The organism is Paenibacillus sp. PvR133, from assembly GCF_017833155.1.
Taxonomy (GTDB): domain Bacteria; phylum Bacillota; class Bacilli; order Paenibacillales; family Paenibacillaceae; genus Paenibacillus; species Paenibacillus polymyxa_B.
In genome coordinates this window covers 2,084,938-2,098,608 of sequence record NZ_JAFIBS010000001.1, presented here as the reverse complement: position 1 = coordinate 2,098,608, position 13,671 = coordinate 2,084,938, and the positions used below count along the sequence as shown (strand labels likewise).

Genomic DNA, 13,671 nt, shown 5'->3' with positions numbered 1-13,671 from the left:
TCTCTCCATTCTTTAGATTGCCCTCTCCAATATATTTCATGTGAATGAATGACTCTTCTTTATCAATAAAAAAGCACCAGCTAACCCGCTCAAGGTTTACTGGTGCTTTTTACTTCACAAAACATTTGGAACATAAACAACCGCCTAATCGACATAGCGTCATCATTTGGGTCAAATATGGATGCTTCCAGAAAATCCATCCACTTCGTCTTCCGGTTGTTGATCAGAGCTGACGTTGTGCTCCCCAGTTGTGTTGCTGTACGTTCGAGAGGAACCGTTTTTATACGCTTCACTCCAATCCTCGTTGATCGTGTGCGCCGGGATAATCCAGTCCTCCGGGCTATAACCTGGATTTTGTACACCGACATTTCCTTGCAGATCGGGAATTGCATCCGGTCTAGAGAAAAGAGTTCCTACCTCAATCATACTTCCTTCATAGCCTTGGCAAATCTCCAATGCAGACAACACATCCTGGTTCTCAATATGAACACTGAGACCTGTGTCACCATTTGTGCTGGCGGAGTATCCAATTTCCTTTAATGTTTCACAGGCTTGGGTGGCTTGCTGCGGATCACGAAATTGAAAACGGAAAGAACCCGTATCCATGTGTTTCATCTCCTCTGAAGTAGCTTATTTTGTTAATTGGGGTTCATTAGGTTAGGTATGTTATTTTTAATATAACCAACCGGAACAGTATTTTTACATTCAAAACCTTTATTTTTCAAAAATTTACTTTAAAGCTTTGAAATTAAATAGTTAAAAAAGCAGCTACTGTGACAAATCGCATGTTTTCGCTACGTAAATCCCTTTATGCTAGTAACAAGGGTATGGTTGCCCGGTCATCCGAGCCGAGCGGTCAAAGGATGCCCAAATCCATACATAAAGGCGGAATGAAGATGATAGATTACCGAACATTGGTGACACAGCAATCTATGCATTTGTATAGCGTGTTTGCCAAGTCATTCAAAAGTGTAAACGAACATGCGGTTGCTGGCATCAAAACGGTGGGCTTCAACCCAACGGCCTTCGCCGTGATGGAAGTTTTATATCACAAGGGCGCGCAGCCAATCCAACAAATTGGAGCAAAGCTGCTTCTGCAAAGCGGAAATGTCACTTATGTTATTGACAAGCTGGAAAGCCGCGGTTATTTGCACCGTCACCCGTGCGACCAAGATCGTCGGATTATATATGCAGAATTGACGGACGAAGGACAACGTGTCATGGACGAAATTTATCCTGATTATACACGTCAGATTGAACGTGCCTTTAGCGGAATCAGTGAAACCGAAAGAGATCAACTCATCGGCTTGCTTAAAAAATTGGGCCGTAGCGCTGATAACCTGTCACCTTATCACAAATAGAACGAATAGTAATTTTAGCAACTGATCGTTTGTGAATAAACGAACAATCTTATAGCTGTGCTAAACGAAAATTTAGATTTACACAGAAAAGTCCACCCTTATATTCATGGGTGGACTTTTCATATACCTGAATAGAGCGAAATATGCCCAAGCTTACGAGCAGCATAAGTACCTACTATCGACTAAAGTGTTTGACCACTACATTATTAAAAATTGCTGGACCTCCATCGGAAAACAGAGTGATTTTCTGATCCTCTAACCGTGGAAATATTAAAGAGGAATAAGCTACTTCTCCACCATCGACAAACACTTCAATACTGGTTTTATCGACGAGAATGTTCAGGTGTACCTTTTTCTTATCGGGATCAAATGGCGCCTTGCTCTCTACATATTTTCCACTCTGATCCGGCTGCCCAGTGTTCGCTCTGTTTACGTAAGAGTATTGACCTTCCACTGAGACACCCACATCGACATGACGCTTGCCATCCGTCGACTCTCGAAGCCTCAATCCTACATTTTTAATCGTGGACCAAGATACATCCGCCTCTAGCTGATAGGCATCGCCTGCTACTGGAAGCCGGTGAGTACCCTCTACTTTAATCGTTCCTAATGATTTTTTGGATGTTTGGAATCGCTCCAAATTGGGCACCGGCTGTGAAACCAAACGATATCCAGCATCTGCCGTATGTTTCAGTCGAATTTGGCGAACAATCGAATCCATTCCATTAAAGCCTTCCTTTAGGGTAGGCGTGTTATTGGCATAATCCCAATTGTTCATCCAGGCCAGAGCATAACGGTGACTATATTTATCTTTGTCTTTTCCTTCCTCGAACGTAACTGCACCATACCAGTCAAACCCATAATCCAGCCACTCAGGTTCACTGTGATCAGGGAGAAATGCTTCTCCATTAAAATCTCCCGTCCAATAGGCATACGTGTTGGGCCCGCCTGTTGATTTGCTATTGGCGCTCACGCCTAGAATCCATTGATAGGTTCCATCATCCGCACGCATCCGGTAAAGGTCAGGACACTCCACAAGCCCGATATTTTCCGTTTGAAAGCCACTCGTATACCGCCAATTCTTTAAATTATCAGACTCATAAAAGCCAATCTTTGTTCCCTCTGCCATGACCATCACCCATTGATTACGTTGAGGATCTCGGATGATTTTGGGATCTCTGAAGTCCTTTGTACCGGGGTTGGACATCACAGGCTTGTTGCGGTAAGAAGTAAACGTCTTGCCTTTGTCCTTACTGTACCACAAAAATTGTTCCTGCTTTCCGCCATCTGCGGAGGGCTGCGTCACAATGGCTACTAGAGTGCCTTTTCCAAAACCCGCGGTATTATTAACATCGATCACGACCGAACCGGACCAAGGATCTCCATTCGGGTTCGTATATTTGGGAATCGCCACCCCTTCATCTTTCCAATGTACCAGGTCGGTTGATGTGGCATGTCGCCATTCTGTACCGTTCTTTTTGGGATAGTCACGATTATATAAATAGTAATAATGATATTTTCCATCAAAATAAATGGGCCGTTGAGGATCATTCTTCCACTTATCCGGAACAGTAAAATGATAGGATGCCCGATAGGTCGGTGTTGTATGCTTACTTTGATTAGCTTGATTTTTGGGAATTGCAGCAGGTTTTTGGGGTTTGGCTGCATCCTGTTGGTACATACTCCATCCCATAGCTATAAATATAGTTAAGCCTGTGATGATTACAACGGATCGTATCCAAATGCTCTTGGGAGCTTTTTTTCTCATTATGACGATCCTCCTTACCTCTCATTGCATTGTTATGTATCGTCCGACGGACGGCAGATCGGTAAGCTACCAAACCGCCGCCTTCGGACATACTGCATATACCTACTTATTTCTTCCCATACTCATTTGGAGATTCTTTTTTGTCATTCGTTGGATCAACCGTGATTTGCCCTTGCTCCAAAATACCGTTTTTCACAACAGACGTTTTCGAGCCTTTAATATTCAGCAGGAAGCTTGGCGCGAAAGTAGATTTGTGATCCGGGAAAAGCCCTCGATTAGTCATATAACTCGAAACGACTACGTTATTGCCTTTGCCTTGCGGGATAGCAAAATGGGCATACGTCCAGGTAATATCATCACGATCCAGATCCTGATGAAGAACGAGACCGGTTCCATTCAACGGTTTATAAGGCCCTGTCAAGGAAGTAGAAACATAACCCAGCATGTAAATATCATCGTCTCCGATCGCATCTACAGTCACCTTGGAACCTCTTGTACTCGTAAATAAATACCACAAACCGTTCATTTTGAACACATTCGCCCGTTCAATTTCATCTGTTACCAGATTGGAAGCAATCAAAGGAGGCATTACATTTTTCAACGTATAATCATCATTCAATTCAACGATGCCCAGTGCGCCGTTCGCCAGCTCAGCTCCTTTTTTCTTAGGACTTTGCTGCAGATTAGAAAGCTCTTCCCTGAAGAATTTCTTATTGCCGCCATAATAAGCTGAGTTTTGAAGCGAATCTTCGCCTTGGTAGCCTGTCTCTGTCCCTGTATTGGCTTCAAATATAATATATTTGTGGCCTTGATCCTCGACATAGTGAGGGTCTCTAAACGTATGGTTATCCATATCCACTCCGACGCTTTGCTGCACATTTTGATAGGTTTTCCCATCTCCACCGTCATAGATCGATTTCAAATCCTCGACTCCATCTACTTTCAGTGTCTTATCATCAGGCTGAGAGACATTAATTTGAGCCGTGCTCAAGGTTTGCTTGCCGTATAATTTGTTATTCGGATCATAGGGCTGTCTGCTGGTATAAAATAAACGTACTTGTCCATCAGAGGTTAAGGTAGCTGAACCTGACCATTCTTCTGACTGATTTTTTAGAATCGGATCGTTGGCAAGCAATTTATCATTGTCTTTAAATACTCTGCCGGCATTTTTCCAGCCGCTCAGTGAAGTATTGCCCGCTTTTTGATAGAACAGGTATATGAATGTATCCTCGCCTCTTTTAGGATCGCCTGCCAATCCAAAAACGATATTATACCCTTTGTAATTGGCTACTGTGCCATCGGCATTTTGTAACGGCCAAGAGTCCCAGACATCGAAATCAATTAGCTTGCCTGAGCTGTCGCGACCAATAGCAGAAGGAATATTCTTAATTGTAGAGGCATCGAAGGACGGAACCTCATATTTCTCTTTGCCTTGCTGTTTGAAAATATTCAGCATGTCATTACGCGTAATTTGGGTAAATGCATTGTCTGTTTTGAGATCAGATGCATCATTTTCCTCGGCAAAAGCCTGAACGCCGCCTCCTAACAGCAAGGTAGTTGCTACTGTTGCAGTGGCTGCTTTACTGAACCATTTGTTAAACTTCAAGTACTCCATCTCCCTTAATCTAATTATGCTTCTAGATTTGAAACCCAACTTTTTGGTTGGTAGGGCCATTTTATATGGTATGTCAAACGATTGATATAGACTGAAAAGCCCTATTATGTGAGGTAAAAAAACAGGTTCCTCTATGAATTTCATCCTCATATTTTCCTAGTAATTTTCTGAAAATTCCTTTTTTTTCATTCCTATTACATTCAGAATAATTTGCTACTTGATTTTTTTCCGTGTCCCATTTTGCTAGGTTGGTTGCTTCATTCACATGCAAAATCGTTCTAAAATAAATCATACAAAGCCCGATTTGTAAGCGGGTTCAAAAAAATGGTTCCTTAGTACCCTACAGCTCAATTCAGAAACATATTTTTTGTTACAATATCTTAAGACTTTTTTACCATTTTGTTACCTATACCCTATGAATATATAGCAACTCTAGGGGATTTTTATCTCCTTTTTGTATACTGGGGAATTTATCGGTCCTATACGAGGTGGCTATTTTGCTGAAACAGTAGGAGGAGAGACCATTGCATAAAGAGACAGCCCGGACCCTTATTTGGTGTACCGGACTGTCTCTTTATCATGAAAGATTTATATTATTTTTTATGCATGTTCTCTTTGTGGTGTCTTTACGCGCTGATCTGCCTCTTCTTCAGTGCCCGGCGGACGGTTCCGCATTCCGAGGACGACAAACCAGCTAATAACCGCAATAACGACCATGATAACGAACAGAGAATGCAGACTGTTTTCCAATACAGAACGAAGTAATCCGGCAACCTTGTCACTTAGACTCTGTGAAGCATGAGGTGCAAGCAGACCGTTAATATCCTCCTGCGTTACCCCTTGCTGTGTAAGCTGTCCATCTGCTGTCTGGGCAGCAATGCGATAATTCAGCCATGAACCGAAGGCTGCAACCCCGATCGTTTGCCCCAACGTGCGCAGGAATGTATTCAAAGCTGTAGACGCGCCACGCAACTGGAACCCGACCGAGGACTGGGCAATAATCGTAAACACAGTCATCGAGAAGCCAAACCCCAGTCCATACAACAATGTAGACAGGAACAGCAGCCAGATCGGAGCCGTTTGGCCCATCAAGGTCATGACGAAAGCCCCCAAAACAATCAGGGTCAGCCCAATCAAAGAGGTTCGACGTGAGCCCAGGGTCAGCAAAATGCGTCCTCCGATCATGGAGCCAAATAGCCAGCCTACGGACATTGGAGCCAGCGCGAGACCAGATGAAGCGGCATCTCCACCGTGTACACCTTGAATCCATAGTGGAAGATAGCTAGTCAGTCCGATCAGCAGGGTGCTGACTAACAGTGCTGCGGCACAGGAAAAAGCGATATCCCGTATCCGAAATAGCTTTAGTGGCACCATCGGTTCCTGAGCGCGTTTTTCGATAACCAAAAACAGAATCAGGAACAAAATGGCTACGGCAGCCAAGGCCAACAATTCAGGAGAAGCCCAGCCGATATACTGCCCGCCCAGTGCCAATACGAGCAAGAGGGCCGTCATCCCGATGGTAAAGGTAACCGCTCCCGGCACGTCGATACGCGCAGTACGCTTGCTTACCTGTTCCCGCAAGTAACGGGCGATGAAGAACATAGCCAGCAATCCAAAGGGAACGTTAAAACCGAAAATCCACTCCCAGCCAAAATAGGTAACCACATAACCACCCAAGAGAGGCCCGATCAGGGAAGAAATCCCCCATACGGAGCTAATCATGCCTTGGACTTTGCCGCGTTCCTCCATTTTGTATATATCACCGATGATGGTAAAAGTAACAGGAATGACACCACCCGCACCAATACCCTGAATGGCCCGGTAGATAATAAGTTGCTCCATACTACCAGCCAGCATACAAAGCAAAGAGCCAAGTACAAACAACGAACAGCCGATTAAAAATATGGGTTTTCGGCCAAACAAATCGCTAAGCTTGCCGAAAATGGGTGTGGTCACAGCCATAGTCAGCAAATATGCCGTAAAAATCCAACTGAGCAAATTCACGCTGCCCAGCTCGCTAACAATCGTCGGTCCCGCCGGACCGATAACCGTTCCTTCAATTGCGGCCAAAAAAGTGGCCAATAGAACACCTGTCAGCACGAGTCCGCGCTTCATGGGTTTATCGTTTGCCAAGCAAATCACAAATCCTTCCCTTATAAAAACTGTGTTGTATCTGTGCGCGGTTTGCCTTTCCAGATTGGATTATTACCCGCACTGCATAATCGTAAACAGGCGGCCTATATAGGCCGCCTGTTTTGTACGATGTATATATATTATTGTCTACATGTCGTTAATTTTTGTCAACTGTAATCGTATGATAAATCTCACTATTTTCCACTTTATAGAGATGACCCTCTTCCATGCACAGAACATCGCTGGCAAAGCTTTCAGCCACCTGCATATCGTGGGTGATGACCAGAAAAGCCGCACCTTCGGCAGACTGCTCTGTGCACATACGGAGCAGAATTCTCGCCCCTTCGTAATCCGTTCCTGCGGTAGGCTCATCCAGAATGTATAGCTTTTTGGGCAAGATGAACTGTGCCGCAACGCTCAACAGTCTTTTTTCGCCTCCACTTAGTAGGTACGGGGAGGCATCCAGTCTGTGCTCCAGCCTGGCGGCGGCCAGTAAGCGCTGCGCCCGTTCCACATATGCGGCGGGAACCGGCTCCCCGGTCCGTAAACCAAGCTTGGCGCGCACGCTGTACAAGCACTCCTCCCATACCGTTGCAGCTGCAAACTGATGCTCTGGCTGCTGGAACACATAGCCGATTCCGGCAGCCAGCTGGTGAATGGGCAGCTTCGCCATATCCTGCCCCTCCCACCGCATGCACCCCTTCGGTGCTGGAAGCAGGCCCATGAGCAGCTTGCCGAGCGTGGTTTTACCCGAGCCGTTCTCACCCAGCAGCACGGCTCGTTCACCGGGCGCAAGAGCTAGGCTCACGCCCTTTAGCGCTGTCCGCTGGCTACCGGGATAGGTGAAGGTCAATCCCTTCACCTCCAACAACGGCTGCCCAGCGCGGTCCGCCGCTGAGCCGGGATTCACCCCCGGCTCACGCGGCATGTCTCCCCTCCCTGCGGGAGAGGGGAGCAGCCCCAAGGCGACCAGCTGCGCACCATGTTCGCGCAGCAGCGTTTCGGGCGGACCCTGTAGTTGTACGGTCCCGCCCTTCAAGACGATGACGCGCTGCGCTGTCCGCGCGCCATCGTCTATGCGGCCGGACACGGTAACCACCGTCCGACCCGCCGCATGGAGCCGCCGACATAACTCTACGAAGTCGCATACAGCCGGCGGGTCCAACTGCGCAGCTGCGTCGTCGAACACGACCAGCGGCGCTTCCAACGCCAGTACCGCAGCAATCGCGGTGCGTTGGCGCTGGCCTCCCGAGAGGCGCCGCACGAAGGAGTCGCGCTCGGGAGCTAGGCCGACGGCCTCCAGCGCAGCAGCAATGCGCTGCGCTATTTCTGCCGGAGGCACGCGCAGGTTCTCCGGCCCAAAAGCAATCTCATCTTCGACGATTCCCTGCACCAGCTGGGCATCCGGGTCCTGAAGCACGACGCCAACAGTGGTGGCGACAGTAGCCAGATCAGCGATATCGGGGTCCATCCCGTACACGGTCAGCTCCCCTGTCCGTTCGCCCTCACCGGAACGGGACAATCCACCATGAAGCAGCTGACATAGCGTAGACTTTCCACTTCCACTAGCTCCGACAATGGCTACATGCTCACCCACCGCAATGTCCAGTGTCAGACCATGTAACGCTGGCTCTACCTGATCATCATACCGATAGCCAAAATTCTTCAAGGATACGGCTATTTTACGGCTAGAATTATAATCGCTATGTTCAATCATAACTGAAATATCCTCGATCCCCATTGTTGAAGATATAACCACATGCATAGCCACGGCTATGCACGTGAAGCGCGTCCCAGTTCAAACCGTTTTAACAGTCCCGTACGATTTAAGGCATCGCCCAGCACTTTCGTCAGCAGACCGCACAGGACAATGCCGCTCAGGATACGAACGACCAGTGCAATCGTCAGCACCTTCCACCCCCAATGCATATAGCCAAACATATTGGCTGCGACAATAAACCACAGCGGAACCATAGCCCCACCCACTAGCATCAGCGAAACTGCGTTCCAGCGCCGATACCGCAACAAGGCAAATACCAACTCAGCCGCAATCATATAGCAGACAGCCGCCGCGATAATAGAAGCAATTCCATAGGCAGAGCCCATAAAAGACTGCACTACCGCGCCAAATGCATAAGCAATAACCGCCGTACCCGGCTTACGAATAATATAATAGGCCAACAAGCCGTATATCATGTACAGCCCGACAATAGCGGAAGTTGCGATAGGCCCTCCCAGACTGTTTAATGTTTTGTTAATGAGCGACAAATACACGGTCATGACGCCGTTCAACGTGGCCAGCATCGCCATGAGTACGATATCCAGCGTTGTAAACTTTGCAAACATACGAGATTCCTTCATATGTATTTCTTGACTCCTCTCCCTATCTAATCTATAAGATTACAGCTCTGATCCTTGTACAAGCTGCTACTGTATAAATGTATTCATTTGCAGCCTTATTGTCAACCTAATTATATTTTACAGGTTGACAATAAGAACAAAAATAAGAGGCTTCACTTTATAAGCTCCACCATAAAACAGCCGTAGTTAATACAGCAGTCACAGCACATAAGTTGCCTACACGCCCATTGTTCAGTGTACGAAGGTATGTCCGTTCTGCATAAGCGCCGAAACCTTTGCCCTCCATAGCCAGCGCCGTCTGCTGAACCCGTCTTACAGCATTCACCAACACGGCAGCCGCATACCCGCTCCACCATGATAACCGATTGCCCCACCCTTGTGGTGGTTCCTGTCCACGAACACGCCGTGCTGCCATAATTGTTCGCCCTTCTTCTTCCAATAAGGGGAGAAACGTCAGTGCCACTGAAATACCGAACGCAAACCGATAAGGAACACGCAAGCGCAGATTCAATGCCTGCACAAAATCTCGGGGATCCGTCGTCGAGAGATAGATATAAGATGCCAAAAACAACACAAAAATCCGCAACGTTAACGCCCCTGCGATATCCAGTCCCTCTGCTGTAATGACAATGGGTCCCCATGAAGCCACGGTATGTCCTTCTCGAATCGCTAGGATAGACAGTATAAAATACGGGATACCTAAACCAATCAGGAACGACATAGCCCGAAATTGGCGTGCTAAGGTCAAACGTGCGCCCAAGCCAGCCACAGCAATCAGTACAGCCAAGAGTGCTGCTTCCCGCAACGTCGAATCCCATGCCATCGACAGGAGGCTAAAGCACCCCACCCATATTAGCTTACTTAACGGCCCTAGCCTGTGCAGCGGCGACGAACCGCCGTTATACTGAAACAGCATTTCGTTGTGCCTCCAGTCTGAGCCATTCTTCATGCAGTAAAGAATACATCAGCATATCCTTAAAGCCTGTAGATGTATGCTGTACCTGCCGCAACAGTCCTTCCTGTGTCCAGCCCATCGAGGACAGCAGGGCTTGCGAGCCTGTATTACGCGGGTCCACCAGCGCTTCGATCCGATTTAACCGAATCGTGTTATACCCGAATGACAGCACCAAGCGTAGCGCCTCGGTCATGTAACCCTGACGCCAATAAGGCTTGGCTATCTCATAACCAATCTCGGCTTTATAAGCTCCCTCCGTCTGCCAATAATTAAACCCACAGCTTCCAATCAACTTCCCATTCTCCTTCAGTTCTATTCCCCAGCGCAGCGCATCCTCCGTCTTCGCCAGCTCATTCAACAACTCAATCATATCCTCTGCATCCTCACGTCCTGACATACCAGAAAGGTTCATATAACGGTGAACCTCCGGGTCAGACCAGCAAGCGAACATCGTAGCCGCATCCCCGCTTTCCATCCTTCGCAGCCGAAGACGAGGACTTTCCAGCGGTGGTATATGCCCCTTACATGCATATGCACACATGTTCAATCATCCTTCCAACATTAAAATGACAATAAATATACGCTACATTTAAGCATACACCTTTAACAAACACAACCTTATTTAAAGCTGAGAAGCTTAAATATATAAATAGCCCTCCTGTTCCTAGGATTAGGAATTAGAAGGGCATCTTCTATATTATAAGAGATTAAACTGTGCGAGCTTGTCTTCCAAATCAAAATTATCGAGCCTCTAAGCCTTTAAGAAGAGACTCGGGTAGTGGTGCGAGTCGGTTTCTTCACAACATCCTTGTACAGTACGCCTAGCATCGACTGAATTTCCTGTAATTCATCGATCCCTGCACCGGTAATGCTAAACATATCATCATGCGGTGTCAGAAAGTTTTCCTGCGTCAAGTTTTCAAGCTCCTGCTTGACCTCACGTTCTCCTACACGGTAACCGCGTTCTTCCAACACAGGTTGAATATCTCTTACCGTGAGATCGTTCTGATGTGCATAAGAAAGCATCTGTATACGGATAAACAAGTTCTGAACATCTGCATGCATAATTGCAACTCCTCCCTGGCCTAGGCCAACCATGTTACAATGTTTTTACCCATAGAGGATAAGCTGGAAACAGATGAGGGCAACCCTTGCTGGATTACTTTCTATACTGTTTGCCCCGCTAAAACGTATAGCTTATCCCCTTCCCAAAATGATTCTGTACAGAGGTTAGAGTACGGAGATACCCAAAGGTTACAGAGTGATTTTTCACTTGACTGAATATATACAATCGTTATATCTTAAATTAATTAACCAATGGTAAAAGCGAATTGCATAATTACCTATTTTTTACGATATATACAACAGTTGATGTAAAAATTTAATGTTAGGAGCGTGAACTCTACATGTTTCAAACTATACCTTACGAGGGCACACGTCATGAACAATTCGAATCGGTTCTCGGACAACTCCGGGCACTTATTCATGATGAATCCAATACCATTGCCAATCTGGCGAATGCTTCAGCACTACTTGGTCATTTCCTTCCAGATATTAATTGGAGCGGCTTCTATCTTTATGATGGTACTGAGCTTGTACTTGGTCCTTTCCAGGGCTTACCTGCATGTATACGGATTCCATTGGGACGTGGCGTATGCGGTACCGCAGCAGCTGAACAACGAACACTTGTTGTAGATGATGTGCATGCGTTTCCAGGACATATTGCCTGTGACGCTGCTTCCAATAGTGAAATTGTTATTCCCCTTGTCAAGAATGGGGAACTGATTGGAGTGCTGGACATTGACAGCCCGCTAAAAGGCCGCTTTGATCACGAAGATCGTGTATTCCTAGAGGAATTTACGGCTATTCTGGTGTCTAGCTTGTAACCAAAATTGTGCATATATATGGTCTCCCTTCGCCACAATAAATGAGGGTCTGAAACCCAAAATTATGCGGCGAAGGAGATTGATGATTCATGTACAACAACATGGCTCCACAACAACAACTTCATCAATGTGAACAAATCATGCAGCAATTGGTACAACAAACACAGCAAGGAACTGCCATGTATCAGCAGTTGCTGCAACAGGAACAACAAAATGCATCCAGTCTTGAAAGCCTGGTGCAACGTGAACGAAGTGCAGCTCAAATGATCCAAACTGCAATTCAGCATCACCAGCAGGCTATGCAGCAGTACCAGCAAGTTATTCAACTGTGTAGTCAGTTGGAAAACTCCATCCGTTCCAGCAGTCAAATGACTCAGCCCGGATTTGGCGATAGCTACGCCTCACGCAGTATGCAACCATCCTCCTATAATGCAGGAAGCCACATGAATCACAGCTTCCCGCAACACATGGGGACGACTGGACAGCATTATGTAAGCGGTAGTGGCATGCAGCAGTACGGTAACAACAGCCAGCAAGGCATGAGAGCGACACAAAGCAGCATGTAAACTGCTCTACACACAAAAAGGGTGAACAGCAGGCCATCGGAATTGGCTTGTTGTTCACCTCTTTTTCAGACCTTTTACAGCCCTTCTTCCAAACTTTGTTAATTTAATTCCCGTTTGGCTAGAACCTTCATCCCGTCTCGCAAATACTCAGCTAGTCCGGGGCGATAGCCTTCATACATTTTACTGAAATCCTCATGCTCCACATACAAGTCTCCCAGCCCGCTATAAATTTCTGCTGTAGGAGTATAGAATCGGCTTACCCATTGAAGATGACGGCGGATCAGCGCCTGTACTTCTTCACTATTATGCTTCAATCCTTTATTCATGGCTTCAGCCAGCTGCCGATGAATCTGATCAGCCTCTGCCTGTGAATCCAAATAATCCTCTTTGCTCCAGTTCTTTGTCGCCGTCTTGCTTTCCTGAATTGTTTCCTGAGCCTCTTGACCATAACGGTCTGTCAAATCACGTTCGTACATTTCCTGCTTTTCCGGGTTAAACCCTTGGTACATGTGCTCTGGTTTCATTGCTTGTTCCCCTTTCAAATGAGCCACCGTTTCGTCGATGGTCTGTAGGAGAGTATGCAAGCGGAAGACTTTGGCCTCGACCTTGGCTTGATGCTCCTGTAAAACCTCAGCTTTTTGTTCCTTGGTTTGCTCCAGCACCTTTCCAATTTCAGATAAAGGCAAATCCAGTTCCCTGTACACCATGATTTGCTGAAGCCTCAAAAGTTGTTCATGTTCGTAATAGCGATATCCATTATTTCCAATATGATGCGGTTTCAGCAATCCGATTTCATCATAATAATGCAAAGTTCGTACGCTGATTCCCGACAGATTAGATACTTCCTTTACCGTATAGGCCATTCCGCTTCACCTCCCTTGCTTGACAGTCTAGTGTCTCACGTGGCGTGAGAGTCAACACCCCACTTGCCCACCTTGGTACTACAATTTTACCCGTTAAGCGTGTGATGAACCGTCCCTGTGACAAGGATACAATCAATTCTTTTGTTTAAAGATCGTGATCAGA

Annotated in this window: 13 protein-coding genes; 3 read left to right on the top strand and 10 right to left on the bottom strand. The window is 46.6% G+C overall.

Features of this window, described 5'->3' with window-relative positions:
• Positions 1-171 precede the first annotated feature (171 nt).
• Complete coding sequence (locus tag JOE49_RS09340) at positions 172-606, bottom strand: hypothetical protein (protein WP_209940960.1); 435 nt, start codon at positions 604-606, stop codon at positions 172-174.
• A 290-nt stretch (positions 607-896) separates the two neighbouring features.
• Here JOE49_RS09340 and JOE49_RS09335 point away from each other — a divergent pair, with 290 nt between their 5' ends.
• On the top strand, positions 897-1,361 hold the full coding sequence (locus JOE49_RS09335) for a MarR family winged helix-turn-helix transcriptional regulator (protein WP_013369372.1): 465 nt from the start codon (positions 897-899) through the stop codon (positions 1,359-1,361).
• 175 nt (positions 1,362-1,536) lie between these two features.
• Here the strand turns inward: JOE49_RS09335 and JOE49_RS09330 are convergent, their stop codons facing one another.
• From JOE49_RS09330 to JOE49_RS09295, 8 genes are all read right to left on the bottom strand, one after another.
• Positions 1,537-3,129: a glycoside hydrolase family 32 protein gene (locus JOE49_RS09330; protein WP_209940959.1), complete on the bottom strand. Its 1,593-nt coding sequence runs from the start codon at positions 3,127-3,129 to the stop codon at positions 1,537-1,539.
• A gap of 106 nt (positions 3,130-3,235) precedes the next feature.
• The gene (locus tag JOE49_RS09325) at positions 3,236-4,735 is read right to left on the bottom strand and encodes a glycoside hydrolase family 68 protein (RefSeq protein ID WP_023986966.1); all 1,500 of its coding nucleotides are present in this window, start codon (positions 4,733-4,735) and stop codon (positions 3,236-3,238) included.
• A 609-nt stretch (positions 4,736-5,344) separates the two neighbouring features.
• Positions 5,345-6,859 carry an MDR family MFS transporter gene (locus tag JOE49_RS09320; RefSeq protein WP_209943581.1) on the bottom strand — a complete coding sequence of 505 codons (1,515 nt, stop codon included), beginning with the start codon at positions 6,857-6,859 and terminating at the stop codon, positions 5,345-5,347.
• 175 nt (positions 6,860-7,034) lie between these two features.
• Positions 7,035-8,594 (bottom strand): ABC transporter ATP-binding protein, encoded by a 1,560-nt coding sequence (locus JOE49_RS09315; protein ID WP_209940958.1) that lies wholly within the window; start codon positions 8,592-8,594, stop codon positions 7,035-7,037.
• A gap of 56 nt (positions 8,595-8,650) precedes the next feature.
• Complete coding sequence (locus tag JOE49_RS09310; protein ID WP_023986963.1) at positions 8,651-9,238, bottom strand: ECF transporter S component; 588 nt, start codon at positions 9,236-9,238, stop codon at positions 8,651-8,653.
• A gap of 157 nt (positions 9,239-9,395) precedes the next feature.
• The gene (locus JOE49_RS09305; RefSeq protein WP_209940957.1) at positions 9,396-10,154 is read right to left on the bottom strand and encodes an energy-coupling factor transporter transmembrane component T family protein; all 759 of its coding nucleotides are present in this window, start codon (positions 10,152-10,154) and stop codon (positions 9,396-9,398) included.
• Entirely contained in the window at positions 10,138-10,734 is a 597-nt protein-coding gene (locus JOE49_RS09300; protein ID WP_023986961.1) for a GNAT family N-acetyltransferase, read from the bottom strand. The genes JOE49_RS09305 and JOE49_RS09300 overlap by 17 nt, the downstream gene beginning before the upstream one ends.
• A gap of 218 nt (positions 10,735-10,952) precedes the next feature.
• Positions 10,953-11,258, bottom strand: a complete 306-nt coding sequence (locus JOE49_RS09295; protein ID WP_023986960.1) for a hypothetical protein — start codon at positions 11,256-11,258, stop codon at positions 10,953-10,955.
• A gap of 341 nt (positions 11,259-11,599) precedes the next feature.
• Between JOE49_RS09295 and JOE49_RS09290 the strand changes: the two genes are divergently transcribed.
• Together JOE49_RS09290 and JOE49_RS09285 are read left to right on the top strand one after the other, a co-directional pair.
• Positions 11,600-12,079 (top strand): GAF domain-containing protein, encoded by a 480-nt coding sequence (locus JOE49_RS09290; protein WP_023986959.1) that lies wholly within the window; start codon positions 11,600-11,602, stop codon positions 12,077-12,079.
• A gap of 89 nt (positions 12,080-12,168) precedes the next feature.
• The gene (locus JOE49_RS09285; protein ID WP_023986958.1) at positions 12,169-12,645 is read left to right on the top strand and encodes a hypothetical protein; all 477 of its coding nucleotides are present in this window, start codon (positions 12,169-12,171) and stop codon (positions 12,643-12,645) included.
• 98 nt (positions 12,646-12,743) lie between these two features.
• On the opposite strand, the gene JOE49_RS09280 is transcribed toward JOE49_RS09285, so the two are convergent.
• The gene (locus tag JOE49_RS09280) at positions 12,744-13,508 is read right to left on the bottom strand and encodes a MerR family transcriptional regulator (protein ID WP_160788762.1); all 765 of its coding nucleotides are present in this window, start codon (positions 13,506-13,508) and stop codon (positions 12,744-12,746) included.
• Positions 13,509-13,671: the final 163 nt, after the last annotated feature.

What these genes read in the sequence shown, in the direction of transcription:
- JOE49_RS09340 (WP_209940960.1), bottom strand. Translation starts at nt 606, where the DNA reads ATGGATACGGGTTCTTTCCGTTTTCAATTTCGTGATCCGCAGCAAGCC.
- JOE49_RS09335 (WP_013369372.1), top strand. Translation starts at nt 897, where the DNA reads ATGATAGATTACCGAACATTGGTGACACAGCAATCTATGCATTTGTAT.
- JOE49_RS09330 (WP_209940959.1), bottom strand. Translation starts at nt 3,129, where the DNA reads ATGAGAAAAAAAGCTCCCAAGAGCATTTGGATACGATCCGTTGTAATC.
- JOE49_RS09320 (WP_209943581.1), bottom strand. Translation starts at nt 6,859, where the DNA reads ATGAAGCGCGGACTCGTGCTGACAGGTGTTCTATTGGCCACTTTTTTG.
- JOE49_RS09315 (WP_209940958.1), bottom strand. Translation starts at nt 8,594, where the DNA reads ATGATTGAACATAGCGATTATAATTCTAGCCGTAAAATAGCCGTATCC.
- JOE49_RS09310 (WP_023986963.1), bottom strand. Translation starts at nt 9,238, where the DNA reads ATGAAGGAATCTCGTATGTTTGCAAAGTTTACAACGCTGGATATCGTA.
- JOE49_RS09305 (WP_209940957.1), bottom strand. Translation starts at nt 10,154, where the DNA reads ATGCTGTTTCAGTATAACGGCGGTTCGTCGCCGCTGCACAGGCTAGGG.
- JOE49_RS09300 (WP_023986961.1), bottom strand. Translation starts at nt 10,734, where the DNA reads ATGTGTGCATATGCATGTAAGGGGCATATACCACCGCTGGAAAGTCCT.
- JOE49_RS09295 (WP_023986960.1), bottom strand. Translation starts at nt 11,258, where the DNA reads ATGCATGCAGATGTTCAGAACTTGTTTATCCGTATACAGATGCTTTCT.
- JOE49_RS09290 (WP_023986959.1), top strand. Translation starts at nt 11,600, where the DNA reads ATGTTTCAAACTATACCTTACGAGGGCACACGTCATGAACAATTCGAA.
- JOE49_RS09285 (WP_023986958.1), top strand. Translation starts at nt 12,169, where the DNA reads ATGTACAACAACATGGCTCCACAACAACAACTTCATCAATGTGAACAA.
- JOE49_RS09280 (WP_160788762.1), bottom strand. Translation starts at nt 13,508, where the DNA reads ATGGCCTATACGGTAAAGGAAGTATCTAATCTGTCGGGAATCAGCGTA.